Annotated in this window: 29 protein-coding genes; 13 read left to right on the top strand and 16 right to left on the bottom strand. The window is 72.2% G+C overall.

Annotated elements, in window-relative coordinates:
• Position 1 precedes the first annotated feature (1 nt).
• The 6 genes from ATC03_RS16160 to ATC03_RS16185 all read right to left on the bottom strand — a co-directional run bounded on the left by ATC03_RS16160 (position 2) and on the right by ATC03_RS16185 (position 4310).
• Entirely contained in the window at positions 2-991 is a 990-nt protein-coding gene (locus ATC03_RS16160) for an aldo/keto reductase (RefSeq protein ID WP_067879316.1), read from the bottom strand.
• A 189-nt stretch (positions 992-1180) separates the two neighbouring features.
• Complete coding sequence (locus ATC03_RS16165; protein ID WP_067879319.1) at positions 1181-1783, bottom strand: hypothetical protein; 603 nt, start codon at positions 1781-1783, stop codon at positions 1181-1183.
• A 94-nt stretch (positions 1784-1877) separates the two neighbouring features.
• Complete coding sequence (locus tag ATC03_RS16170; RefSeq protein WP_067879322.1) at positions 1878-2789, bottom strand: PhzF family phenazine biosynthesis protein; 912 nt, start codon at positions 2787-2789, stop codon at positions 1878-1880.
• A gap of 164 nt (positions 2790-2953) precedes the next feature.
• Entirely contained in the window at positions 2954-3415 is a 462-nt protein-coding gene (locus tag ATC03_RS16175; RefSeq protein WP_067879325.1) for a VOC family protein, read from the bottom strand.
• An 11-nt stretch (positions 3416-3426) separates the two neighbouring features.
• Positions 3427-3906 carry an SRPBCC family protein gene (locus ATC03_RS16180; RefSeq protein WP_067879327.1) on the bottom strand — a complete coding sequence of 160 codons (480 nt, stop codon included), beginning with the start codon at positions 3904-3906 and terminating at the stop codon, positions 3427-3429.
• Entirely contained in the window at positions 3903-4310 is a 408-nt protein-coding gene (locus ATC03_RS16185) for an ArsR/SmtB family transcription factor (RefSeq protein ID WP_067879329.1), read from the bottom strand. The genes ATC03_RS16180 and ATC03_RS16185 overlap by 4 nt, the downstream gene beginning before the upstream one ends.
• A gap of 161 nt (positions 4311-4471) precedes the next feature.
• Between ATC03_RS16185 and ATC03_RS16190 the strand changes: the two genes are divergently transcribed.
• Positions 4472-4888 (top strand): VOC family protein, encoded by a 417-nt coding sequence (locus ATC03_RS16190; RefSeq protein WP_067879332.1) that lies wholly within the window; start codon positions 4472-4474, stop codon positions 4886-4888.
• A gap of 17 nt (positions 4889-4905) precedes the next feature.
• Here ATC03_RS16190 and ATC03_RS16195 read toward each other — a convergent pair whose 3' ends face one another.
• A complete protein-coding gene (locus tag ATC03_RS16195; protein WP_067879335.1) occupies positions 4906-5364 on the bottom strand; it encodes a MarR family winged helix-turn-helix transcriptional regulator in 459 nt (152 codons plus the stop codon).
• Between the two features lie 218 nt (positions 5365-5582).
• Between ATC03_RS16195 and ATC03_RS16200 the strand changes: the two genes are divergently transcribed.
• Genes ATC03_RS16200 through ATC03_RS16210 form a run of 3 tightly spaced genes read left to right on the top strand, consistent with a single transcriptional unit; the run spans position 5583 to position 8473 of the window.
• On the top strand, positions 5583-6842 hold the full coding sequence (locus ATC03_RS16200; RefSeq protein WP_067879339.1) for an MFS transporter: 1260 nt from the start codon (positions 5583-5585) through the stop codon (positions 6840-6842).
• Positions 6843-6875: 33 nt separating this feature from the next.
• Positions 6876-7709, top strand: coding sequence for an aldo/keto reductase (locus ATC03_RS16205; protein ID WP_067879342.1), 834 nt, complete (start codon positions 6876-6878; stop codon positions 7707-7709).
• 59 nt (positions 7710-7768) lie between these two features.
• Complete coding sequence (locus ATC03_RS16210) at positions 7769-8473, top strand: type 1 glutamine amidotransferase domain-containing protein (RefSeq protein WP_067879345.1); 705 nt, start codon at positions 7769-7771, stop codon at positions 8471-8473.
• Positions 8474-8614: 141 nt separating this feature from the next.
• On the opposite strand, the gene ATC03_RS16215 is transcribed toward ATC03_RS16210, so the two are convergent.
• The 3 genes from ATC03_RS16215 to ATC03_RS16225 all read right to left on the bottom strand — a co-directional run bounded on the left by ATC03_RS16215 (position 8615) and on the right by ATC03_RS16225 (position 10615).
• On the bottom strand, positions 8615-8995 hold the full coding sequence (locus ATC03_RS16215; RefSeq protein ID WP_067879348.1) for a TFIIB-type zinc ribbon-containing protein: 381 nt from the start codon (positions 8993-8995) through the stop codon (positions 8615-8617).
• 241 nt (positions 8996-9236) lie between these two features.
• Positions 9237-9443 (bottom strand): cold-shock protein, encoded by a 207-nt coding sequence (locus ATC03_RS16220; protein WP_067879351.1) that lies wholly within the window; start codon positions 9441-9443, stop codon positions 9237-9239.
• A gap of 104 nt (positions 9444-9547) precedes the next feature.
• Positions 9548-10615, bottom strand: a complete 1068-nt coding sequence (locus tag ATC03_RS16225) for a fatty acid desaturase family protein (RefSeq protein ID WP_067879354.1) — start codon at positions 10613-10615, stop codon at positions 9548-9550.
• A gap of 211 nt (positions 10616-10826) precedes the next feature.
• Here ATC03_RS16225 and ATC03_RS16230 point away from each other — a divergent pair, with 211 nt between their 5' ends.
• Positions 10827-11693: an NAD-dependent epimerase/dehydratase family protein gene (locus ATC03_RS16230; RefSeq protein WP_067879357.1), complete on the top strand. Its 867-nt coding sequence runs from the start codon at positions 10827-10829 to the stop codon at positions 11691-11693.
• A 71-nt stretch (positions 11694-11764) separates the two neighbouring features.
• Here the strand turns inward: ATC03_RS16230 and ATC03_RS16235 are convergent, their stop codons facing one another.
• Genes ATC03_RS16235 through ATC03_RS16245 form a run of 3 tightly spaced genes read right to left on the bottom strand, consistent with a single transcriptional unit; the run spans position 11765 to position 16081 of the window.
• The gene (locus tag ATC03_RS16235) at positions 11765-13417 is read right to left on the bottom strand and encodes a GMC oxidoreductase (protein ID WP_067879361.1); all 1653 of its coding nucleotides are present in this window, start codon (positions 13415-13417) and stop codon (positions 11765-11767) included.
• Positions 13414-14394 (bottom strand): diacylglycerol kinase family protein, encoded by a 981-nt coding sequence (locus tag ATC03_RS16240; protein ID WP_067879364.1) that lies wholly within the window; start codon positions 14392-14394, stop codon positions 13414-13416. Before ATC03_RS16240 ends, ATC03_RS16235 begins: the two co-directional genes overlap by 4 nt.
• 1 nt (position 14395) lies before the next feature.
• Positions 14396-16081 carry an FAD-binding oxidoreductase gene (locus ATC03_RS16245; RefSeq protein ID WP_227820134.1) on the bottom strand — a complete coding sequence of 562 codons (1686 nt, stop codon included), beginning with the start codon at positions 16079-16081 and terminating at the stop codon, positions 14396-14398.
• A 20-nt stretch (positions 16082-16101) separates the two neighbouring features.
• On the opposite strand from ATC03_RS16245, the gene ATC03_RS16250 reads away from it, so the two are divergent.
• Together ATC03_RS16250 and ATC03_RS16255 are read left to right on the top strand one after the other, a co-directional pair.
• Complete coding sequence (locus ATC03_RS16250; protein ID WP_067879366.1) at positions 16102-16698, top strand: TetR/AcrR family transcriptional regulator; 597 nt, start codon at positions 16102-16104, stop codon at positions 16696-16698.
• Positions 16699-16826: 128 nt separating this feature from the next.
• Positions 16827-18350, top strand: coding sequence for a glycerol-3-phosphate dehydrogenase/oxidase (locus ATC03_RS16255; protein WP_232338872.1), 1524 nt, complete (start codon positions 16827-16829; stop codon positions 18348-18350).
• A gap of 85 nt (positions 18351-18435) precedes the next feature.
• On the opposite strand, the gene ATC03_RS16260 is transcribed toward ATC03_RS16255, so the two are convergent.
• Positions 18436-18639, bottom strand: coding sequence for a cold-shock protein (locus ATC03_RS16260; protein ID WP_055862240.1), 204 nt, complete (start codon positions 18637-18639; stop codon positions 18436-18438).
• A gap of 383 nt (positions 18640-19022) precedes the next feature.
• On the opposite strand from ATC03_RS16260, the gene ATC03_RS16265 reads away from it, so the two are divergent.
• The 5 genes from ATC03_RS16265 (at position 19023) to ATC03_RS16285 (ending at position 22625) form a co-directional block, all read left to right on the top strand.
• Complete coding sequence (locus ATC03_RS16265; protein ID WP_067879368.1) at positions 19023-19595, top strand: VanZ family protein; 573 nt, start codon at positions 19023-19025, stop codon at positions 19593-19595.
• A gap of 104 nt (positions 19596-19699) precedes the next feature.
• Entirely contained in the window at positions 19700-20545 is an 846-nt protein-coding gene (locus ATC03_RS16270; protein ID WP_067879371.1) for a sulfite exporter TauE/SafE family protein, read from the top strand.
• Positions 20538-21284: a DUF2510 domain-containing protein gene (locus tag ATC03_RS16275; RefSeq protein ID WP_067879374.1), complete on the top strand. Its 747-nt coding sequence runs from the start codon at positions 20538-20540 to the stop codon at positions 21282-21284. The genes ATC03_RS16270 and ATC03_RS16275 overlap by 8 nt, the downstream gene beginning before the upstream one ends.
• A 99-nt stretch (positions 21285-21383) precedes the next feature.
• A complete protein-coding gene (locus tag ATC03_RS16280; protein WP_067879377.1) occupies positions 21384-22322 on the top strand; it encodes a CPBP family intramembrane glutamic endopeptidase in 939 nt (312 codons plus the stop codon).
• 9 nt (positions 22323-22331) lie between these two features.
• The gene (locus tag ATC03_RS16285) at positions 22332-22625 is read left to right on the top strand and encodes a DUF1905 domain-containing protein (protein WP_067879380.1); all 294 of its coding nucleotides are present in this window, start codon (positions 22332-22334) and stop codon (positions 22623-22625) included.
• 97 nt (positions 22626-22722) lie between these two features.
• On the opposite strand, the gene ATC03_RS16290 is transcribed toward ATC03_RS16285, so the two are convergent.
• On the bottom strand, positions 22723-22902 hold the full coding sequence (locus ATC03_RS16290; protein ID WP_067879382.1) for a hypothetical protein: 180 nt from the start codon (positions 22900-22902) through the stop codon (positions 22723-22725).
• A 104-nt stretch (positions 22903-23006) separates the two neighbouring features.
• Here ATC03_RS16290 and ATC03_RS16295 point away from each other — a divergent pair, with 104 nt between their 5' ends.
• Positions 23007-23480, top strand: a complete 474-nt coding sequence (locus tag ATC03_RS16295) for an NUDIX hydrolase (protein ID WP_067879385.1) — start codon at positions 23007-23009, stop codon at positions 23478-23480.
• A 57-nt stretch (positions 23481-23537) separates the two neighbouring features.
• On the opposite strand, the gene ATC03_RS16300 is transcribed toward ATC03_RS16295, so the two are convergent.
• A complete protein-coding gene (locus ATC03_RS16300) occupies positions 23538-24200 on the bottom strand; it encodes a TetR/AcrR family transcriptional regulator (protein WP_067879388.1) in 663 nt (220 codons plus the stop codon).
• Between the last annotated feature and the right edge of the window lie 84 nt (positions 24201-24284).

Consider the following 24284-nt stretch of genomic DNA (forward strand, 5'->3'; position numbering starts at 1 on the left):
CTCACCAGCGCTCGTGCACCTGCGCGCGAATGCTGCGGTCGTAGAGCTCGTGCACGGCGGCGTCGAAGGACGCGGGAAGCTCGAGTGAGCCCGCCGCGGCGTTCGCGCGCGCCTGGTCGACGTTGCGGGCACCGGGGATCGCCGAGCTGACGCCCGGCTGCGCAGCGATCCACGCGAGCGCGACCTGGGCGGCCGTGGCTCCGGGCGCTGCGGCGGCGGCGAGCGCCGTGAACTCGGCCGCGGCGGCGACGCCGGTCTCGTAGTCGATGCCCGAGAAGGTCTCGCCGACGTCGAACGACTCGCCGTGGCGGTTGAAGTTGCGGTGGTCGTTCGCGGCGAACACGGTGTCGTTCGTGTACCGCCCCGAGAGCAGCCCGCTCGCGAGCGGCACGCGCGCGATGATGCCGACGCCGGCCTCGACCGCGGCGGGCAGCACGGCGTCGAGCGGCTTCAGCCGGAACGCGTTGAGGATGATCTGCACGGTCGCCACGTTCGGCCGGGCGATCGCGGTGAGCGCCTCGTCGACCTTCTCGACGCTGACGCCGTACGCGGCGATCGAGCCGTCGGCCACGAGCGCGTCGAGCGCGTCGAAGACCGCGTCGTCGCCGTAGACCGAGGTCGGCGGGCAGTGCAGCTGCACGAGGTCGAGCGTGTCGACGCCGAGGTTCGCACGCGACCGGTCGACCCACAGGCGGAAGTGCTCGGGCGAGGAATTCTCGTGCTCCTGCGGCAGACGCCGGCCCATCTTCGTGGCGACCGTGACCCCCGCGTCGGGGTTCGCGCGCATCCACGTGCCGATGAGCGACTCGCTGCGGCCGTCGCCGTAGACGTCGGCCGTGTCGAAGAACGTGACGCCCGCCTCGTGCGCGGCGTCGAGCACGGCGAGCGCGTCGGCCTCGTCGACGTCGCCCCAGTCGGCGCCGAGCTGCCAGGTGCCGAGGCCGATCACCGAGACCGAGCGGCCGGTGCGGCCGAGGGTGCGACGCTGCATGGGAGTCCTCCAGGGGTGCGGGGTTCGGTGAACCGATGCGATGACGGATGGCGCGTGCGGCCGTCGTGCGAGCCGTCGATGCGGTCGCCTTCCGAGCCTACGCCGCGCCGCGGCATCCGCTCGGCGACGACGAGGGCCGACACGGCGGCGGAGAGCTCGCGCGCAGGTGCAGGCGCAGGAGCAGGCGCCTCAGGAGGCCTTGGCCGGATGGAACCGCGTGGCCGACCAGGCGTCGGCGATCGCGCTGACCTTGGTGTCGCGCCACCCGTTGTCGCGGAGCGCGCTGCGAACGGCGTTGTCACCGGGCGCCGTCGTGCGCCGGCCCTTGCCGTGCACGATCCACACGGGCGAAGCGACGCCGCACTCGCGGAACCAGACGGGCAGCGAGGCCAGCTCGCCCTGATCGCGCACGACCACGACGACGAGCTCGGCCTCGAACGGCGCCACGCGCGTGGCACCGGCGAGCGCGTCCTCGAGTTCGGCGACCGGCAGTTCGCCGCGCACGGCGACCGTGCGACCCGCGGCGATGCCGAGCTTCTCGGCGAGCGTGGGCGGAGCCGCGACGAGTGCGTGGGCCCAGGCCGGCGCGGCAGCGCCCAGCCGGAACCGGTACGTGTCGCCCTGCGCGACGAACGAGACGACGCCGTCGGTCGCCTCCACCTGCGAGAGTGCCGCCCTCGGCAGACGGGCTCGACGCTCACCCGAGACCTGGAGTCCCCCTGCTTCGAGGTGGAGCGTGACGGCGGCAGACCCGTCGTCGTCGATCCAGGTCGCGCGTGCTTGTCGTCCCATGCAAATCCCCCCGGTTCATGATCGTCGTCCGGCACGCTCGACGCAATGCCCCCGAACGGATGTGACCGCTCGTTCCCGTCGTCGCGGCGTGCGCTCAGTCCGCGGGTGCCGGAATCGGCACGGCGCGCCCGCTCACCGTGATGCCGCCGCTCACGGGGATGTCGACCGTGAGCTCGCCGGGGCGTCCGACGTGGCGCCCCTGCTCGATGACGATGCGCGCCGGGGCGGCGACCGCGCCGAGCGCGCGCAGGTAGCCTCCGACGGCGGCCGCGGCCGACCCCGTCGCGGGGTCCTCGGTGATGCGGCCGACCGGGAACAGGTTGCGCGCCTCGAAGCGGCGCGGGCTCGCGGCAGCCGTCTGCGCGATGGGGTGCAGCACCGTGATGGTCGCGGGCCAGCCCTGCTCGTCCATGAGCGCGCGCACGTCGGCCGGGTCGAACCCGAAGCCGTCGAAGGCCGGCGCGTCGGCGAGCACGAGCACGGGGTGCCAGTTGCCCGCGAAGGCGAGGCGCGGCGGCAACTCGCTCGAGAGCGCCGACGCCTCGAGTCCGAGGAGCCCCAGCACCCGGGCGAGCGTCGCGGGCTCGAACTCGGCGAGGTCGGTGTCGATGCTCGTGAACGCGGCCGTGATGCCGTCGGGCCCCTGCTCGGTGGCGATCTCGATCGGCCCGACCGGCGTGCGGAACCGCAACGACCCGGCTCGGGCATCGCCCTCCCTCGAACGCCCGGCGAGCGCGGTCGAACGCTCGGCGAGCGCGACGGCGGTCGCGACCGTCGCATGTCCGCAGAACGGCACCTCGGCGATCGGCGAGAAGTAGCGCACGACGTACGCGTCGCCGTCGCGCCCGGTGACGAACGCGGTCTCGGCGTAGTCGACCACGGCGGCGATGCGCTGCATCTGCGCGTCGTCGAGACCCGACGCGTCGAGCACGACCCCGGCCGGATTGCCGCCCGTCGGCTGGTCGGCGAAGGCGGCGTAGCGGAGGATCTCGGGCGCGCTGGTCATGCCTCGATCGTCCCACGTACGACCGGGCGCACTGCGCCGGACGTCGGGCGGCGGTGCCGCCGGGCAGCGGGGGAAGTGCCGCAGCGCATCGGACGAGCGGATGCCGCGGGCCGCCCTCGTACGATGGGCGCGCGCCGCGGCATCCGCTCGCTCGACGGCTCTGGTCAGGGCTGCTGCGCGGGCTCCGGCTGCTCCTGCTCGGCGCCGAAGCGCTGCCGCGCGTCGAGCGGGATGAGCGGTCTCGCCGCCCGTGCCTTGAGCTGCTGCACGGCCCAGGTGTTGCCGTCGGGGTCGCTGAAGCCGAAGAACGTGCCGCCGTCGCGCTCGTCGAACACGGTGATCGGGCTCGCGTCGATGCCCCGTTCGATGAGCTCGGCGCGCGCGGCCTCGGCATCGGCGACGACGAGCTGCAGGCCGCGCAACGAGCCCGGCGCCATCTCGTTCTGCGCGGGCAGGTTGCCGATGACGATCGAGCAGCCGGAGCCGCGCGGGGTCAGCTGCGCGATGTGCACCTGCTCGGTGCGGGTGTCGTGGTCGAGGTCGAATCCGACCTGGTCGCGGTAGAAGGCGATCGAGCGGTCGAGGTCGGCGACGGGCACGATGACGACTTCGAGGGTCCAGTCCATGGCGCCGCTCCTCAGCCCAGCAGGCCGTCGAGGCGCTGGTAGCCCTCGGTCAGCCCCTGCTCCATGTTCGACGCGACCATGCCGTCGCGGGACTCGACGCTCGGGTACGTCGAGTGGATGCGCAGGCGCGTGCGCCCGTCGCCGAGGTCTTCGAAGGCCATCGACTCGATCGCGACGACGTCGGGGAAGCCCTCGAACTCGAACGTCTGGATGGCGAACTCGTTCTCGCGCACCGTGTGGAAGGTGCCGTTGAAGCCGTAGGCCTCGCCCGCCGGATCGACGTGCACGTAGCGGTAGCCGCCCTGCGACACGAAGTCCCAGCGCTCGACCTGCATGTCGTAGCCGTTCGGGCCGAGCCAGCGCTTGACGAGCTCGGGGTCTCGGTGCGCCTCGAAGACGGCGCTCACCGGTGCGTCGAACTCGCGCACGATGTCGATGAACGGCAGGCCCTCGGGGGCGGTGATGGTGACGGGGTTGGTGGTGGTGGTCATGATTCCTGTGCCTTGCGTGCGCGGCCGGCCTCGGGGCCGGTCGGTGCGGATGCGGCGGCGGGATCGTCGTCGCGGTCGGTGGCGAGCAGCGCGTCGAGAGAACGGAATCGCTGCTCGTGGATCAGCCGGTAGCGGTCGATCCACGCGGTGAGGGCTTCGAGCTGGGCCGGCGCCAGGTGCACGGGGCGGCGTTGCGCGTCGCGCGTTCGCGTGACGAGACCCGCAGCTTCGAGCACCTGGATGTGCTTGGACACGGCCTGCTTCGTGATCTGGAACGGTTCGGCGAGTTCGTTGACCGTGGCCGAACCACGGCTGAGCCTCGCGACGATGCCGCGACGCACCGGGTCGGCCAGCGCCATGAATGCGCGGTCGAGCCGGTCGTCTGCACCGGGGTCGAGGATCATCTCGTCTAACCAACCATTCCATTGATCAACTGTTTGATTGATTACAACCTACGCCCGTACGACGGGCGGGTCAAGCGTTCTTCGAGAATTCCTCGCGGTAGCGCGGCATCCGGAGCAGAATCGACGACGAACCCTCGACCGATGACGATCTGGAGCACGCCATGCCCGTCACACTGAACCCCTACCTCAACTTCCGCGGCACCGCCCGCGAGGCGCTCGAGTTCTACCACGCGATCTTCGGCGGCACCCTGAACATCAGCACCTTCGCCGACTTCCAGGCCTCCGAGAGCCCCGCCGACGCCGACCTCGTCATGCACGGGCAGATCGATGGAGCCGACGGGCTCACGATCATGGCGGCCGACGTGCCGGCCCACATGGAGTACCACGGCATCTCGGGCGTCTCGGTGTCGATCTCGGGCGATGACGACGCGGTCATCCGGGGCTACTGGAACGGGCTCTCCGACGGCGCGACCGTGCTGCAGCCGCTCGAGGTCGCGCCATGGGGTGACGCGTTCGGCATGCTGCTCGACCGCTTCGGCGCGAGCTGGCTCGTCAACATCTCGGGCACCGCAGCCTAGCGGCGAGCACGCGAGCGTCAGCCCGCGGCGACCGGCGGCGCGATCGCGTGCAGCGCGTCGACGACGGGCGCGAGCTCGGGCTGCGCCTGCGCATCGGCGAGCACGCGCTCGAGCGTCTCGTCGTGGATCGGACGCGCGCGCTCGTACAGCGCCCGGCCCGCGTGCGTGAGCTCGGTGTAGATGCCGCGCCGGTCGTCGGCGCAGAGCACGCGGGTGAGCAGCGCGCGATCCTCGAGCCGGTTCACGAGTCTCGTGGTCGCACTCGGGCTGAGCGCGGTCGCGCGGGCGAGCTGCTGCATGCGCATGTGCCAGCCGTCCTGGCGGCTCAGCGCGTCGAGCACGGTGTACTCGACGACCGAGAGGTCGACGGAGCCCGAGAGGGCCCGCTCGAGCTCGCTCTCGATCAGCCCGTGCAGTGCGGCGAGCGTGCGCCAGCCGTGCGCGCGCACCTCGACGGCGTCGTCGGCGATGCCCATGTCGTCTCCTGATCTCGCGTGCGGTGCGTGTGGTCGGGCGTGCGGTGCGTGTGGTCGGGCGTCGTTCGGCGCCCGGTCGGGGCTCCCGCGAGCACCGTCTCGGCGCGCCCGGGAAAAGTAGTTGCTTGCGCTAGGTAATTGCGTGTGCAACTATTGACCCTGCGTTCGCAATAGTCGGCGCTTGCAACTACTTCCCTCAGTGTACAGGAGAACCTCGCATGCCACTCGGACTGCTCGCCCTCGCGATCGGAGCCTTCGGCATCGGCCTGACCGAGTTCGTGATCATGGGCCTGCTGCCCGACCTCGCCGCCGACTTCGGCGTCACCGAGGCCGCGGCCGGCTGGTTCATCTCGGGCTACGCCCTCGCCGTGGCCGTCGGGGCGATCGCCCTCACGGCGGCCGCCACCCGACTCCCCCGCAAGCCCGTGCTCATGGGCCTGCTCGGACTGTTCATCGCGGGCAACGCCGTCTCGGCGCTCGCCCCGACGTACGAGGCCATGATGGCCGGGCGCATCATCGCCGCACTCTGCCACGGCGCCTTCTTCGGCATCGGCGCGGTGCTCGCGGCCGACCTCGTCGCGCCCGCGAAGCGCGCCGGCGCCATCGCGATCATGTTCACCGGCCTCACCGCCGCGAACGTGCTGGGCGTGCCGTTCGGCACGTTCCTCGGGCAGCAGTACGGCTGGCGCTCGACGTTCTGGGTCATCTCGGCGATCGGGGTGGTGGCGCTCATCGGCATCGCCGCGCTCGTGCCGTCGACCCGCACCATGGCCGCCGGCACGAACATCGCCGGCGCGAACGGCGCCGCGCCGGCCCCGAGCCTCCGCCGCGAGCTCGGCGCATTCCGCTCGGGCCAGGTCTGGCTCTCGCTGACCGTCACCGTGCTCGGCTTCGGCGGCATGTTCGGCGCGTTCACGTACATCGCGTACACGCTCACCGAGGTCAGCGGGTTCGCCGCGACCGACGTGCCGTGGCTGCTCGTGCTCTTCGGCGCGGGCCTCGTCGTCGGCAACTGGATCGGCGGCAAGCTCGCCGACCGGTCGATCGACGGCACGCTGCTCGGCTTCATCGCCACCCTCGTCGTGGTGCTGGCCATGCTCGGCTGGCTCGCGGCCCTCCCCGTCGCCGTCATCGTGCTGCTCGTGCTCATGGGCGGGTTCGGCTTCGGCACGGTGCCCGCGCTGCAGAGCCGCGTCATGCGGTACGCAGACCAGGCGCCGACGCTCGCCTCGGGCGCGAACATCGCCGCCTTCAACATCGGCAACGCCCTCGGCGCGTTCGCAGGCGGCCTCGCGATCTCGGCGGGCCTCGGCTACACCTCGCCCATCTGGGTCGGCGCGATCATCACCGCCGCCGCGCTCCTCGTCATGGTCGTCGCCTGGTCCACCGCCCGCGCCGGTGCGCCGTCCGCCGAACGAGCGGATGCCGCGACCCGCGTCACGACCACGACCGGTGCCATCGCGACATCCGCTCTCTGATCTCGCTCCCGACCCCTCCCGAAAGGAACACCCATGACCGCCACCGTCCCCACCATCGCCCTGAACAACGGCGTGCGGATGCCGCAGCTCGGCTTCGGCGTCTTCCAGGTGCCCGACGACGAGACCGCCGCAGCCGTGACCACGGCCCTCGAGGTCGGCTACCGCAGCATCGACACGGCCGCCGTCTACGGCAACGAGGCCGGAGTCGGCCGCGCCCTCGCCGCCTCGGGCATCGCGCGCGACGAGCTGTTCGTCACCACGAAGGTCTGGAACTCCGACCAGGGCTACGACGAGACCCTTCGCGCGTTCGACGCGAGCGCCGCGAAGCTCGGCCTCGAGCAGCTCGACCTGTACCTGATCCACTGGCCGACGCCCGACCGCGACCGCTACCTCGACACGTGGCGCGCGCTCGAGCGCCTGCTCGCCGACGGCCGCACACGTGCGATCGGCGTCTCGAACTTCGAGCCCGAGCACCTCGACCGACTGATCGCGGCGAGCAGCGTGGTGCCCGCCGTCAACCAGGTCGAGCTGCACCCGGCCATGGCGAATCGCCGCGTCGTCGCCGCCGCCGCGGCACACGGCATCGCGACCGAGGCGTGGAGCCCGCTCGCGCAGGGCGCCGTGCTCGGCGAGGCATCCGTCGTCGCGATCGCCGACCGCCATGGGCGCACGCCCGCACAGGTGGTGCTGCGCTGGCACCTGCAGCAGGGACGCATCGTGATCCCCAAGTCGGTCACCCCCCGCCGCATCGCCGAGAACTTCGACGTGTTCGGCTTCGAGCTCTCGGCCGAGGAGCTCTCGGCGATCGACGCGCTCGAGCGCGACGGCCGCACCGGGCCGCACCCCGCCGAGTTCCACGCGGCCTGAGCCGTCGGGCCGCCGGCCGGCCATCACGCAGAAGACCCACCACGCAGAAACGGAATCCCATGAGCGACATCCTGATGATCGTCACCGCCGCCACGAGCCTCACGCTCAAGGACGGCACCGAACACCCCACCGGCTACTGGGCCGAGGAGCTCGTGACCGCGCACCGCGAGCTCGTCGCGGCCGGCCACGCCGTGACCATCGCGACCCCCGGCGGCGTCGCACCGTCCGTCGACGCGGGCAGCCTCGACCCGTCGCAGACCGGCGGCGAGTCGCGCGCCCGAGAGTTCGCGGACTACCTCGACGCGATCGCCGGCGAGCTCGCGACCCCGCGTGCGATCGCCGACGTCGACGCGGCCGACTACGCGGCGGTCGTGCTGCCCGGCGGGCACGGACCCATGAGCGACCTCGCGTTCGACGACGCGACCGGCCGGGTGCTTGTCGCCGCGAACGAGGCCGGCACGATCATCGCGCCGTTCTGCCACGGCCCGGCCGCCCTGCTCTCGGCGAACCTCGCCGACGGCTCGTTCGCGTTCGCCGGCCGCCGCCTCACCGTCTTCACCGACGAGGAGGAGCGCACGGGCGGCACGGGGGAGAACACGCCGTGGTGGGTCGAGAGCCGCCTCCGCGAGCGCGGCGCCGTCATCGACTCGGCGGCCCCGTGGAGCGACCACGTCGTAGTCGACGGCAACCTCATCACCGGCCAGAACCCGCAGTCCAGCGCCTCGGTCGCCGCGCGAGTGCTCGCCGCGCTCGCCGCCCGCTGAGGGCCGACCGGGCAGGGCCGCCCCCGACGTCGAAGCCGGCGACGGACGACGGATGCCGCGGCACCGCGCTCGAGATGAGCGCCGCGCCGCGGCATCCGTCGTTCGTCGTTCCGGCCGTCGCTGAGCGTTGGGCGCCCCGCGTCAGTCGAAGAGGTCGGACAACCAGTTGTCCTTCTTCTTCTTGCGGTAGCCCTGGTCGCCGTAGCCGCGGTTGTCGTAGCCACGGTTGTCGTACCCGCGATTGTCCTGACCGCGGTTGTCGTACGGCGGCTGGCCGGAGGCGGGCTGGCCGTACTGCGGCTGCGACGGCGGCTGATAGGCCGGCGGGGCGGGCTGCCGGTACGCCGGCTGGGCCGGGGCGGGCGCGGTCGGTGCTGCACCGCTGTCGTTCGCGGCGCGCTCGATGATCTTGTCGAGCTCGCCTCGGTCCAGCCACACGCCGCGGCAGGTCGGGCAGTAGTCGATCTCGATGCCGCTGCGCTCGCTCATCACGAGCACGGCTCCGTCGTTGGGGCACTGCATGGGTGGGGGCTCCTCGTTCGCGGTTGCAAGGGGTCCTGGCCGAGCCTAGGCAGCGAAGCTCCGAGGACGCCCAGATCCGCGCCGGCCGGCAGGGTCGCGCCCCGGTCCGCACCGTCTCGCTCGAGGGCGCACCGGCGAAACGACGACGAGCGGATGCCTCGGCGCACGCCTCACGAGGAGGCGGGCGACCGCGGCATCCGCTCGTCGACCGGCGCGGGGCGCCGATCAGCGTGACGGAGAACTATCCGATGACGCGGATGTTCTCGGCCTGCGGGCCCTTGGGTCCCTGGGCGGTGTCGAACTCGACCTTCTGGTTCTCGTCGAGCGAACGGTAGCCGTCCGACGCGATCGCGCTGAAGTGCGCGAAGACATCGGCCGAGCCGTCGTCGGGAGCGATGAAGCCGAAGCCCTTGTCGGCGTTGAACCACTTGACGGTTCCGGTAGCCATGTTGTATTCCTTCATTCGTTCCGCCCCGCCGAAGCGGGTGCGGTGTGCACGGCGAGGCCGTGCGGGTTCCGGTCGCGAAATCCACAACCGGAGGTTCTAGGGTGTCACACCCGACGGAATTGGTTCACCATCGGGCAGTCGAACGGGTCGCGGGCCGAGAGGCCGACCTGGTTGAGGTAGCGGATGACGATGCCGTACGACTGCACGAGCGTGGTCTCGGTGTAGGGGACGCCGAGGGTCGCGCAGTGCTCGCGCACGATCTCGCGCGCCTTGGCGAGGTGCGGGCGCGGCATGTTCGGGAACAGGTGGTGCTCGACCTGGTAGTTGAGCCCGCCGAGCAGGGCGCTGGCCCACAGCCCGCCCGAGATGTTGCGCGAGGTGAGCACCTGCTTCGAGAAGAAGTCGAGCTTCGAATCGGCCGGGATCAGCGCCATGCCCTTGTGGTTCGGCGCGAACGACGCACCCATGTAGACGCCGAAGACGGCCATCTGCACGCCGATGAACGCGAACGCCATGCCGAGCGGCAGCACCCAGAACAGGGCGCCGAAGTAGACGATGAAGTGCACGGCGATGAGGCTGAGCTCGATCCAGCGTCCCTTGACCGGGCGGCGCTCCATGAGCGTGGTGAGCGAACGAGCGTGCAGGTTCAGGCCCTCGAGCGTGAGGAGCGGGAAGAACAGGTAGCCCTGCTTGCGCGTGATCGCGGCGAGCAGGCCCTTCTGCTTGGCGGCATCGGTCTCGGTGAACGAGATCGTGTCCCACTCGATGTCGGGGTCCTTGCCGATCTTGTTCGGGTTCGCGTGGTGACGCGTGTGCTTCGTCATCCACCACGCGTAGCTGATGCCGACCACGCCGGCGGCGAGGATGCGGCCGACCCGGTCGTTGGCCGGGCCCGACTCGAGCACCTGACGGTGCGAGGCCTCGTGGGCGAGGAAGGCGAACTGCGTGAGGATCAGGCCGAGGGCTCCGGCCATGAGCAGCTGGAACCACGAGTCGCCGAGCAGGATGAACCCGGTGATCACCCCGCCGAGGGCGAGCGAGAGCGTGGTCACGAGTGCGGCGTAGAACCAGCGGGTGCGGGCCAGCAGACCGGACTCGCGAACGACCCGCGAGAGGGCGGTGAAGCTGCGGGTGACGTCAAGGGAGCCGGTGCGAGGCTTGGTGGCCCGAATCGCACCGAGGGAATCGGCGTGAGTGATGATGGGGGTCCCAGCTGGTCGTCGACTTCCCAGCCGTGGGTCACGGGCGAATGCCCGCTGAAGATGCGTCGAACGCTATGGCCTGAGCATGTGAACACGCTGAGAAAATATGCTCGACATATTCCAGAAATGGAATCTATCGTCTAGCTTCGTTGGCTCGTTTCCCGGCTGCAAGACTGTTCCGATGCGCATCATCGTCACCGGAGGATCCGGAAAACTCGGCCGCACGGTCGTCGCGACACTCCGCGACGAGGGCCACGAGGTCGTGAACCTCGACCAGCACGGCGAGCGCGGAACGCTCGTGCGCGTCGACCTGACCGACTACGGGCAGGTGATCGACGCCATCGCGGGCGTCGACGACCAGCACACCGGCACCGACGCGATCGTGCACCTCGCCGCGGTGCCCGCGCCCGGGCTCCTGAGCGACGTGGCGACCTTCCACAACAACATGCTCGCCTCCTTCAACGTCTTCCAGGCGGCCAAGCGCCTCGGCATCACCCGCATCGTCACGGCCTCGAGCGAGACCGTGCTCGGCCTGCCGTTCGACGTGCCGCCGCCGTACATCCCCGTCGACGAGGAGTACCCGGCGCGCCCCGAGTCGACGTACTCGCTCGTGAAGCACCTCGAGGAGACGATGGCGATCGAGCTCGTGCGGTGGAACCCCGAGCTCTCGATCACGGCGCTGCGCTTCTCGAACGTCATGGACCCCGACGACTACACCGCGTTCCCCGCCTTCGACGCCGACGCGACCCTGCGCAAGTGGAACCTCTGGGGCTACATCGACGCCCGGGACGGCGCCCAGGCCGTGAGCCGCGCGCTGGCCACGGCACGCCCGGGATTCGACCGGTTCATCATCGCCGCAGCCGACACCGTCATGACGCGGCCGAACGCCGAGCTCGTCGCCGAGGTGTTCCCGGGCGTCGAGGTGCGCGGCGACCTCGGCACCAACGAGACGCTGCTCTCGATCGACAAGGCGCGTCGCCTGCTCGGCTTCGAACCCGCGCACTCCTGGCGCGATCACCTCGAAGCGGATGCCGCGGGCGGGCGCTGACCGCACCGCCCGCGTGATGCGGTCGGCGATGACCGCACCGCGGCTCGCGCTGCGCGCGACATCCGCTCGACTCAGTCCTGCCGATCGGCGAGCACGGCCTGGATCGGGCGCTCGTCGGCGCCGCCCCGTCGCGGCCAGTGCGAGAGGGCCCGCTCGGCCATCGCGGTGATCGTGAGGGAGGGGTTCACGCCCGGGTTCGCGGGCACGGCCGCACCGTCGACGACGTGCAGCCCCGGGTGCCCCCAGACGCGATGGTAGGGGTCGACGACGCCCTGCTCGGGCGACCCGGAGACGACGGCGCCACCGAGGAAGTGCGCCGTCATCGGGATGCCGAACACTTCAGGCCATGACCCCCGCGCCGCCGCCGGCACACCGCCCGCCGCCTGCATGCGCGCCGCGATCGCCTGCGCGGCGAGGTGCGCGCCGGGCAGGTGGCTCGGGTTCGGCTCGCCCTCCCCCTGCGCGCTCGTGAGCACACGGCGCCCGAAGCTGCGCTTCAGCGAGAGCGTCAACGAGTTGTCGACGGTCTGCATGACGAGCGCGATGATGCCGCGTTCGCTCCACCGCCGGAGCGAGCTCAGGCGGAGCGTCGTGATCGGATGCCGCAGCGCACTGCCGAGCAGCGCTCCGAGTCGGGCGAGCAGGGGCCGCCCGCCGGGCACGAGGCCGCTCGCGAGGGCACCCATGAGGTTGGATCCCGGGCCGTAGCGCACGTTCTCGACGTGGGTGCGCTCGTCGACGTGGAACGAGGTCGTGATCGCGATGCCGCGGGCGAGGCCGAGCCCCTCCGGCACGGAGACGGCGACGGCGCCGTCGAGCGCCTCGGAGTTCGTGCGGGTGAGCCGGCCGACCGCGTCGGAGATGCCGGGCAGCGCCCCCGAGTCCTTCATGCGGTGCAGCAGCTGCTGCGTTCCCCAGGTGCCCGCGGCGAGCACGACCTGCTCGGCCGTGACCGTCCGCCGATCCGGGCGCATCCTCGCGCCCGTGCGCACGCTCGTGACGGCGAAGCCGCCGCCGTCGAGCGCCCGGACCTCGGTCACGGTGCGGAGCGGTTCGATGCTCGCGCCGAGGCGTTCGGCGAGCGGCAGGTAGTTCTTCGCGAGCGTGTTCTTGGCGCCGACGCGACATCCGACCATGCAGTTGCCGCAGAGCGTGCAGCCGGTGCGGTCGGGGCCGTCGCCGCCGAAGAAGGGGTCGGCGACGGTCTCGCCCGGCGTGCCGAAGTAGACGCCGACGGGTGCGCGGCGGAAGCTGTCGCCGACCCCGAGATCGTTCGCCGCGCCGGCCATGATCCGCTCGACGGGGCCATCGTGCGGGTACCGCGCGACGACGCCGAGCATGCGCTTCGCGGTGGCGTAGTGCGGCGCGAGCTCGGCATCCCAGTCGGCGAGCGCCGCCCACTGCGGGTCGGCGAAGAACGCCGGACCGGGTTCGTAGAGGGTGTTCGCGTAGTTCAACGAGCCGCCGCCGACGCCCGCCCCGGCGAGGATCATGACGTGCGGGAGCCGGTGGATGCGCTGCACCCCGTAGCATCCGATCGCCGGCGCCCACAGGTAGCGGCGCAGGTTCCACGAGGTCTTGGCGAAGTCGTCGTCGGCGAACCGACGGCCGGCTTCGTAGACGTGCACGCGGTAGCCCTTGGTCGCGAGCCGCAGGGCCGCGACGGATCCGCCGAAGCCCGAGCCGACGATGACGACGTCGTGGTCGAATGCGAGGGCGGTCATGCGGATGCCTCGCGGTCGGCGTCGGCGAACGAGTGCGACTCGCTCGCGGCGGGCACGAGCACGGTCAGTGCCCCCGGCAGTACCCGGATCAGGGCACGACCCGATCCGACCCGCTCGCCGTCGGCGTAGACGACGAGCTCAGGGGCATCGACCTCGACCGATCGGGCCCTGGCCGTCGTGACCTCCGGCCGGTCGACGTGCGCGCCGCGCAGCAGCAGCGGGAAGAGCCGCACGAGCTTGGCGCGACCCAGCGGCGCGACGTGCGTGACATCCAGCAGTCCGTCGTCCGGCCGTGCGCCAGGGCACACGGGCATGCCGCCGCCGTAGCTGCGCGTGCTGCCGATCGCGATGAGCGTGCCGGGCGCGGCGCGCACCTCGCCGCCGTCGAGGCCGTACTCGAAGGGCATGGGCCGCAGCCGCGCGAGCTCGACGAGCAGGGCCAGGTAGTAGCGGGCGCGCCCCCTGGGCCAGCGCAACCGGTTCGTGCGCTCGCTCACGAGCGCGTCGAATCCGAGGGCCGCGACGGTGAGGAACCGCCGGGTGCCCGACGCGGACTCGACCTCGCCGACGTCGATCGCCCGGGGCCGGCCGCGCACCGCGAGCTCGGCGGCCTCGGCTGCCGCGTCGCCGACCGCGTCGGCCGAGTCGCGAGCGCGCTCGAACGGCAGGCCGAGCGCGCGGGCGAGATCGTTGCCGGTGCCGGCGGGGACGAGCGCGATCGGCACGCCGGAACCGACGACCGCGTCGAGCACCGACGAGAGGGTTCCGTCGCCGCCGACGACGACGAGCGCACGCGGATGCGACGCGACGGCCTCGCGCGCGAGCCGACGGGTGTCCTCGACGGTGCCGCCCTCGAGCACGCGCACACGGGCCTCGCCGACGAGCTCGCCGAGCCTGGCGACGGCGCGGTCGGCGGACTCGGCACCGCGGCCGCGGCCAGAGGTCGGGTTCACGAGCACGACGATGTGCCCGGCCATCTCAGCGACTCCCGGGTTCGGGCGCCGACACCGCGGCGGTCGCACGCGCCGCGACGAGCGCGCCCGGGTTCATGATGCCGTTCGGATCGAGTTCGTCCTTGACCGCGCCGAGCAGCCGGACACCGACGGGTCCGATCTCCCGCTCGAGCCATGGCGCATGGTCGCGGCCGACGCCGTGGTGGTGGCTGATGGTGCCGCCGCCCGCCATGATGACGTCGTTGACGCCCGCCTTCACGGGCTCCCACGCGGCGAGCTGCTCGCCCTTCACCCCCGCGAGGATCGTGAAGTAGAGCGCGGCGCCCGTGGAGTAGATGTGCGAGACGTGGCAGAGCACGAGCGACTTCGCGCCCTGCGCGGCGAACCCGTCGGCGATCGCGGCCGTCACGTCGCGCTTCAGCCGTTCGAGGTTCGACCAGGTGGTCGCCGTCTCGAGGGTCTCGCAGAACACGCCGTGGTCGAGCAGCGCGTCGCGCAGGTACGGCGCGTTGAAGCGGCCGTGCACCCACTCCTCGGCGGCCGCGGCGCCGGTCGAGGTGCCGCCGGCGGCGCGCAGCACCTCGGCCGTGCGCGCGTGCCGCTCGGCGACGAGGTCGGGCTCGCCTTCGAAGACGGTGACGGCGCTCGCGCCCTTGGCGAGCGCCTTGCCGATGCGCCCGACCTGCGCGAGCGAGACGCCGGTCTCGGCCTCGTCGGAGAGCCGGATGACGGTGGGCCCCGCACCGACCTGAGCGACCTGTCGCAGCGCCTCCGCGCCCGCGGCGAAGTCGGGGAAGCTCCACGCCTCGGCGACCTGCGTCGCGGGCACGGGGTGCACGCGAACCCGCACCTCGGTGATGACGCCGAACGCACCCTCCGAGCCGAGGAAGAGGCGCATCAGGTCGGGCCCTGCGGCCGATCCCGGGGCGCGCCCGAGATCGAGGTCACCGGTCGGGGTCGCCACCCGGAGGCCCGTGACCATGGCGTCGAACCGGCCGTTGCCCGCCGAGTTCTGCCCAGAGGAACGAGCGGCGGCGAAGCCGCCGATGGTCGCGTACCGGAAGCTCTGCGGGAAGTGGCCGAGTTCGTGGCCGTGCGCGCCGAGCAGGCGCTCGGCCTCCGGACCGGTGGTGCCTGCGCCGAGCACGGCCTCGCCGCTGGTGGCGTCGAGCGAGACGAGCCCCGAGAGCCGGGCGAGATCGAGGGCGATGACGGCGTGGTGCGCACCGCGTTCGGGGTCGAGGCCGCCGACGACGCTGGTACCGCCGCCGAAGGGCACGACGGCGATGCCGGAGCCGCTCGCGAGCCCGAGCACGGCGAGCACCTGGGTGTGGTCGGCCGGCGAGACGACGGCGTCGGGGGTCGCCTGACGGTGGGCACGGCGCCGCAGCAGGTCGGGCGTCGACCTGCCGCCCGCGTGGCGCAGTCGCGACTGGTCGTCGATGGCGACGTGCGCCTCGCCGACGGTGGCCGCGAGGGCTGCGCGGTCGGCCTCGTCGAGCCGCGACGGCTCGAGCACGACCTCGTCGATCGCGGCGGGCGGGGCCGGCTTCGGCACGCGTCCGAGCAGCATCGGCAGCAGCGTGCGAACGGCGAGCGGCAGTTCCTTCGCCCTGGCGGGGTCGCCCCAGCCGTTCCAGCGCATCGGCGCCGCGGATGTCTCTTCGCCCGGCGTCGTTGCCGAGGGGGCGGTGCCGTCTTCGTCGACCATGCGTTACAGTGTGACACATCATGGAAGATCGTCAAGCAGCAGAGCTCGACCGCCCCTCGTGGAACGAGGCCGAGACGCGCATGCTCGACGCTGCCGTCGAGCTCATCGCCGTCCGCGGGGTCGACGGGGTCACCGTCGCCGAGGTCGCCCGCAACGCCGGCGTCAGTCGTCCGACCGTCTACCGCCGATGGGCGAGCGCCGACGAGATCGTGCGCGCCGCCCTGCACCGCGCGACCGTGTCGCTCATCGAGCAGTTCCCCGATCCGGCGCACTCGCGCGACGAGATCGTGCGCGACGTGCTGCGCTTCTCCGAGCTGTTCCGCACCGACCCGCTCTACGGTCGGCTGCTCGAACGCGAACCCGAGGTCTTCACCCGCTACACGCTCCAGCGCATCGGCTCGAGCCAGCGGGTCATCCTGACCTGGCTCGCCTCGGCGATCGCGAACGCCCAGCGGGGCGGCACCGTGCGCCCCGGCGCCCCGAGCGACCTCGCGGTCATGCTCCTGCTCATCGCCCAGTCGGCGATCCTCTCGTACGACACCGTCTCCGCCCTCATCGACGAGCCGCATTGGAGCACTGAACTTTGGCACGCACTCGACGGACATCTCCGTCCCTGACCACCCCTTCGTCCCCGACCAACACCGTCACAGGAGACCCGGCAGCACCGACCCACTCCTCGGCACTGAACGCCGCGCGCCGCGCGCGCGAGCTCGACGCCCTCGCGGAACACGTCGGCCCCATCGACGTGCTCGTCATCGGCGGCGGCGTCACCGGAGCGGGCGTCGCACTGGATGCCGCCAGCCGCGGTCTCTCGGTCGTGCTCGCCGAGGCGCACGACCTCGCCTTCGGCACCAGCAGGTGGAGCTCGAAACTCGTGCACGGCGGGCTGCGCTACCTCGCGACGGGCGACATCGCCGTCGCCCGCGAGAGCGCCGGCGAACGCCACCTGCTGATGACCCGCATCGCCCCGCACCTCGTGCGGAGCCTGCCGCAGCTCCTCCCGTTCACGCCCGTGCTGTCGACGCGGCAGCGCCTCGCGGGCGCCGCCGGCATGAGACTGGGCGACGGGTTGCGGATGCTCGCCCGGACCCCCGGGGAGGTGCTCGCCCACCCGCGCCGGGTCGGCCGCGACGAAGCGCTGCGCCTGGTGCCCGCGCTCCGCCGCGAGGGCCTTCGCGGCGGCATGCTCGCGCACGACGGACAGCTCGTCGACGACGCGCGCCTCGTGGTCGCCCTCGCCCGAACGGCCGCCGCCTACGGGGCCACCGTGCTGACCCGGGTGCGGGTCGCCGACGCCGACGGCGGGGGCGCGACGCTCACCGACGTGCTCGAGGGCGGCACGATGCGGATCGACGCGCGGGTCGTGGTGAACGCGGCCGGAGTCTGGGCCGGCGACCTCGACCCCGGCATCCGGTTGCGACCGAGCCGCGGCACCCACCTGGTGCTCGATGCCGCAGCGCTCGGCCACCCGACGGCCGCACTCACCGTGCCGCACCCGGGTTCGATCAGCCGCTTCGTCTTCGCGCTGCCGCAGCAGCTCGGCCGCGTCGTCGTCGGCCTCACCGACGAGGATGCCCCGGGGCCGGTGCCCGACGTGCCCCGACCGTCTCCCGACGAGGTCGACTTCCTGCTGCGCACGGTGTCGACCGTGCTCGAACGCCCGCTCGGGCGCGGCGACGTGCTCGGCGCGTATGCGGGCCTGCGACCCCTGATCGACACGGGCGGCGACGGCTCGACCGCCGACCTCTCGCGCCGGCATCACGTCGGCGTCTCGGAGCTCGGCCTCGTGAACGTGCTCGGCGGCAAGCTGACGACCTACCGGGCGATGGCCCGCGACGCCGTCGACCTCGCCTGCCGGCACGCCGGACTGCCCGACCCCGGATGCCGCACCGCGACGCTTCCCCTCGTCGGGGCCGTCGGATCCGAGGTCCGGTTCGCCGAGGCGACAGGCCCCGATCGGGGCGCGACGTCGGATGCCGGCGCACGGCGGGAGTCCGTCGGGCGCGCCTCCGCGCTCGCGTCGCGGTTCGGCGCCGAGGCGTCTGTCGTGCTCGAACTCGCCGCATGCGACGAGCCGAGCGCACGGGTCGCACCCGGCCTCGACGTGACGCGCGCCGAGATCGAGTTCGCCGTGCGCGCCGAAGGGGCCTTCGACGCCGACGACGTGCTCGATCGACGCACGCGCATCGGCCTCGTCGACGCCGACCGCGAACGCGCCTCAGGCCCGGTTCGTGCGCTGGTCGCCGAGTCGCTGGCCGGACTCGGCTGAGCGCCCTGGTTCATGGTCGGAAACGACGAACGCCGCCGTCCCACGTGAGTGGGGCGGCGGCGTTCGGTGATGCGAACGTCGCGGGTCAGAGACCGCGGATGTTCTCCGCCTGCAGGCCCTTGGGGCCCTGAGCGACCTCGAACTCGACCTTCTGGCCCTCATCGAGCGAACGGTAGCCGTTGCCCGTGATGGCGCTGAAGTGCGCGAAGACGTCGGCCGAGCCGTCGTCCGGAGCGATGAAGCCGAAGCCCTTTTCGGCGTTGAACCACTTGACGGTTCCGGTTGCCATACTGCTGTCCTTCTGTCTTGCGGGCCGCACGTGCGGACCCGATGCGATCGTCTCTCGATCGCGACCTCGACGACTCGGTGCCGTCGAAGTTTGGGTCGAGGGACGGGGGTGCCTGAACGGCGTCCGTCGCCTCTCATCGGGTCATGCCACGCGGAAAACCGCCTCCGGGCAATCAGTTCAAATCACGGGCGAGCGCCCGCTTGATGGAGGAATCGTGGGTTCAGCCTACCGGGTTCTGCCCGAGAGTACAGAGCCGTATATCACTTCGTGATATACGGCGTAACCGCATGCGTGCCGTGAAGGCGCCGAACGAGCGCCGAACGGCGTCTGTGAAATGCTCCGGATGGCGCACGGATGCTGCGGAACAGGTGCAGAATCGTGGGATGAACCGCCGCCCCCTGCGATTCGCCGCCATCGTGCTGACGATGGGGGTGCTCTGGGCGACGGTGGGCCCCGCCCCGTGGAGCACCTCCGGGCACGAGATCGAGGGCGGCGTGCTGAACCCCGACGCCTGGACCTCGGACGCCACGTGGTCGACCGGGTACTTCAGCGAGATCGCCTTCAACGTGGCGATGTTCGTGCCCATCGGCGCGGTCGCCGCCCTCCTCATGCACCGACGACACTGGCCGCTCGCGTTGGCGGCGGGCATCGCCCTGACGACGTTCATCGAGCTCGTGCAGCTGTTCTTGCCCGACCGCGTCTCGGACCCCCGCGACCTCGTGCTGAACACGCTCGGCGCGAGCCTCGGCGTCGTGCTCGTGATGGCCGCGCGCGGGGTGCGCCGCGCGGCGGCGGTCGCATCGGGCCCCGCGCTCGGCACGGCCACCGGCACGACGGCGACGGGCGACACTGCCGTGGCCGCGGCATCCCCTCGCTCCGATGCGACGGCCGCGTCGACGGACGCCGGAAAGGTGCCCTTCGACGAACTCGTCGGCGCCGGCGACCGGCCTGCCTGACCGGCCTGCCTGCCTGAACGCACGACCTGAGCGCACGGCCCGGCCGCCCGGCCCGGCCGCACGACGACCGCGGGCGTCGCCGACCCGGCGACTACAGTGGGCTGGTGCCCTCCCCCGCCACGCCAGACGCGACCGACGCGCCCGCGCCGTCGCGCCGGTACCTGGCACTCGCGCTCGTCGGCGCCGCGGGCGGACTGCTGTCGGGTGCGTTCGGCGTCGGCGGCGGCATCCTCATGGTCCCGCTCCTCATCGTGGCCGCCGGCATGGACCAGCGGCGGGCCACCGCGACCTCGCTCGCCGCGATCGTGCCCGCCTCGATCGCCGGCTCGATCACGTACCTCGCGAACGGCCAGGTCGACCTCGTCGCCGCACTGTTCATGGCGCTCGGCGGCATCATCGGCTCGTGGTTCGGCGCATGGCTGCTGCGACGGCTGCCCATCACCTGGTTGCGGTGGATGTTCATCGCGCTGCTCATCGCGGTCGCCGTGCGCATGCTGCTCGTCGTGCCCGAGCGCGGCGGCGGCCACGTGGACTTCGACCTGCTGCCGATCCTCGCGCTCTTCGGCATCGGCATCGTCGTGGGCGTCGCCTCCGGCCTGTTCGGCATCGGCGGCGGAACGATCATGGTGCCCGCGTTCATCGGGTTCTTCGTCATGGGCGACCTCATGGCCAAGGGCACCTCGCTCGCGGTCATGATCCCCACCGCCATCAGCGGCACCGTCTCGAACTCGCGGGCGCGGCTCGTCGACCTGCGCGAGGCCCTCGTCGTCGGCATCGCCGCGACGGTCGCCTCATTCGGCGGAGTCGCCGTCGCGTTCGTGCTCTCTCCCGAGTGGTCGGCGCGCCTGTTCGCCGCGTTCATCCTGATCGCGGCGGCGCAGCTCGCCCTGCGGGCCGTGCGCGCGCAGCGGCGCGAGTCGGGTCTCACCCAGGGTGACGACCTTGCCTGACTCCCGGCGGGTCGCCGGTTGGTACGTCGACGAGACGGATGCCGCGGCGCTCCGATACTGGGACGGCGCCTCGTGGACGCCGCACACCGTGGCGCGCGCCGCGGCGGCGGGCCCCTCGGCCGATGCGTCGACCCTCGGCGTCGACGCTGACGCCGCTGACGCCGCGACGGTGTCGGTCGGCGTGACGGCGCTGCGCGGCACGCCCGTGCGCCGTGCGGGCGCGCGCGGCAGCACGGGCGTGCAGGGCGGTGGCGCGCACAGGTCCGGCGCATCCGACCGGCACGGCGCAGCGCGCGGCGCGAGCACGACCCCCGCGCCCGTCGACACGCTCGCAGACGACTTCTCGATCAGCGAGATGACGAGCATGCGCGCCGGGGTGACGCCGTCGGTAACCCCGATCGCCTCGGGCGCAGCGCCGATCGCCACGGCACCGCCGTCGTTCCCCGCTGCACCTTCGCTCCCCGCTGCACCCTCGTTCGCCGCCGAACCGTCGTTCTCGGCCCCGCTGTCCTTCGTGCGGACGCCGTCGGCACCGAGCGAGCACACGACGGTGCCGTTGCCGCCCACCGGGTTCGGCACGGCATCCGCCCGTCGCGCGTCGGGCGACGAGTCGGCGAACGAGCCGGCCCGCCGACCGACCCGCCGCCGCATCGCGTGGATCGTGACCGGCGCGGTCGTGCTGGCCGGGGTCTTCGCGGCGCTGCTCGCGAACCTCGTCGCGGTGCTCGGCTCGCGCTGATCTCGGTCGGACTCGGCCGGGAGCCCGCCGCTCGCGAAACCGCTCTGGAAGACTCGTCATGGCGCAGACCGGCGCCTTCCCCCAGTTCGAGGAGCATGCATGATCGCCGATTCGACCACGATCGCCGCCGCGCCCGCGCCCGGCCGGGTCGCGCGCACCTTCTGGGTCGGCCTCGCGGCGGCCGCCGTCTACGTGCTGATCGCCGCCGGACTCGGCAACCTCATGGACGTGCTCGTGCCGACGGAATCGCCGGAGCTCGAGTTCGCCCTGTCCCACCTCGTGCCGCTGCCGATCGCGCTCGCGCTCGGGCTCTGGTTCGCGCGCTGGTCGGGATGGTGGAGCGACATCTGGCGCCAGCGCCCCGTGACGTCGCAGCCACCGCGGCGGTACTGGATGCTCGCCGTTCCGGTGCTGCTGCTCGTGGGCCCGGTGCTCGGCCTGTTCGACGTGCCGTGGAGCGACCGATCGGTCGGGCTCGTGCTGTTGCTCGCACTCGGCTGCCTGCTCGTCGGTCTCGGTGAGGAACTGTTCTACCGCGGCATCATCCGCGTCAGCATCCGCGCCCGTCACGGGGAGTTCGTCGCGCTGCTCGTCACGTCGCTACTCTTCGGACTCAGCCACTCGGTCGGCAGCATGATCAACGGAGTGCCGGCGGGCGCCATCGCGTTCCAGGTGGCCGTGACCGCCTTCGACGGCGCGCTCTACTACGTCGTGTTCCGTGCGACCGGGAGGCTCTGGGTGCCCGTGCTGATCCACGCGATCACCGACTGCACGCTCTACCTGCAGAGCGACGAGTGGAGCGCGGCGACCGGCCACGCGGTGCCCGACCCCGGCCCGGTCGCCATCGGTGCGCAATTCGTACTCGGAGCGCTGCTCATCGCGGCGGTGGTCAGCTTCCTCCTCGAGGACGCGCGAGCGCGTCGAGCGCGTCGAGCGCGCCGCGACGAGGCTTCGACGGGCGGGTCGGTCGGATCGGGCGGGTCGGCCGGATCGGCCGCTCCCTCGGGTTCAGCCGCGACGCCTCCGATCGAGGGGTAGGCCGGACCCGTGCGATTCGAGTTCACGGCTCCGCTCTGGGAGTGGTCGGCGCGCGCCGAGTGGTTCTTCGTCACGGTTCCCGACGAGGCGTCCGCCGACATCCGCGAGATCCCGCGCCCACCGCGCGGCTTCGGGTCGGTGCGCGTGAGCGTGCGGGTCGGCGGTTCTTCGTGGACGACGTCGATCTTTCCGGACTCGACGGTCGGCTGCTACGTGCTGCCGATCAAGAAGGCCGTGCGCGTCGCCGAGGGGCTGGCCGAGGGCGGCGAGGTCGCGGTGTCGTTGACGGTGCTCGACCTCTGAAGAACGCCGGTCGGTCGAGAGCGGATGCCGCGGGCCGGCGCCCGTGAGCCCGGCTCGAGTGCGGTTGCCGCCGTGGCCGCTGCCGCCGTCGCCGCGGTCAGGCCATCAGGTCGCGCAGCAGCTCGCCCCACTCGAAGCCGCAGTCGCGGCAGTCGAAGAGGAGGTCGCCATCGCTCAGGGTGACCCCGACGGCCACGCGCGCGGCGTCTGATCCGCACCGCGGGCAGAGCTCGTGGGCCGCCTCCGGAACCAGGATCTGCTGGATCAACTTCGTCATGGCAGACACGGTACGCGCGGCATCCGACATCGCCCGACGCACACGCGCAGACTTCAGGCCCCGCATGCTCACGAGCGTCGGCGGGTCCGGGCTACCGTTGGCGCATGACCGAGACGAGCGCGGGCATCCTGCTGCATCGACGCCGCGCCGCGGCATCCGACCACCGTGACGTCGAGGTGCTGCTCGGGCACATGGGCGGGCCGTTCTGGCGCGGTCGCGACGAGGCCGCCTGGTCGCTGCCGAAGGGCACGTTCACCGACGAGGCGCCGCTCGACGCGGCCAGGCGCGAGTTCGCCGAAGAGCTCGGCAGCCCGGCGCCCGACGTGCCCTACGTGGAACTGGGCGTCTTCCGGTACACGTCGGGCAAGACGGTGACGGTGTTCGCCGCGGAGGCCGACTTCGACGCCTCCTCGATCGCGAGCAACACCTTCGAGATCGAGTGGCCGCCGCGTTCGGGCCGACGCCAGTCGTTCCCCGAACTCGACGCCGCGGCGTGGGTGCCGATCGCCGACGCTCGCGCCCTGCTCGTCAAGGGGCAGCGCCCGGCGCTCGACGCACTGCTCGAGCGACTCGGCTAGGCCCTCGCGGCCGCTGCCGAGCCCGGTCGCCCGGCATCGGAAGCGGGGCATCCGGCGTCAGGGGCGGTAGGCCCTCAGAAAGGCCTCGACCCCGGCCTCGGCCCGTTCGATCGCACGTGCGACGGCGTCGGGGTCGCCGTCTGCCGTCGGGTCGAACAGGGCTCGGTCGAGCGACGACCCGATGGCGAGGAATGCGAAGTGCTCGGCGGCGAGCTCGGCGTCGTCGATCCGGAGCAGGCCACGAGCGGCGAGCGCGTCGAACGCCGCGGCGACCGCCGTGATCACGCGACCCGGCGCGCGCCGGTAGTACTCCCCCGCGAACTCCGGGAACCGGGACGCCTCGCCGATGAGCAGGCGTCGGAGCGGCACCACGCGTCCGCCGAGCACGGATGCCGCGAGCTCGCGCGCGAGGTCGACGAGGGCCACCTCGAGGTCGATCGCGTCGGCGGTCGTGGCGGCGAGGTCGCCCGCGTACCGCTCGGCGGTGCCGATCGCCCCGCCGAGGATCGCTCGGAACAACTGCTCCTTGTCGTCGAACACGTTGTAGACGGTGCGCTTGGAGACCCCGGCCTCGGCCGCGATGTCATCGACGCTGGTGCCAGGGAACCCCCGCTCGAGGAACACCCGTTCGGCGGCGGCCATGATCAGTGCGCGCGACCTCGTGATGCGAGGGTCCTCGTAGTCGACGCCGTCTGTGCTGGTGGTCGCGTTCGCAGGCATACGGTCTCCGATACTTTTGCACTCATCCGTTTACTTCTTTACTGACAAGTGCAATACTACACCGGTGAGGGCAGGTCGTCCCTC

The organism is Agromyces aureus (assembly GCF_001660485.1).
GTDB lineage: Bacteria > Actinomycetota > Actinomycetes > Actinomycetales > Microbacteriaceae > Agromyces > Agromyces aureus.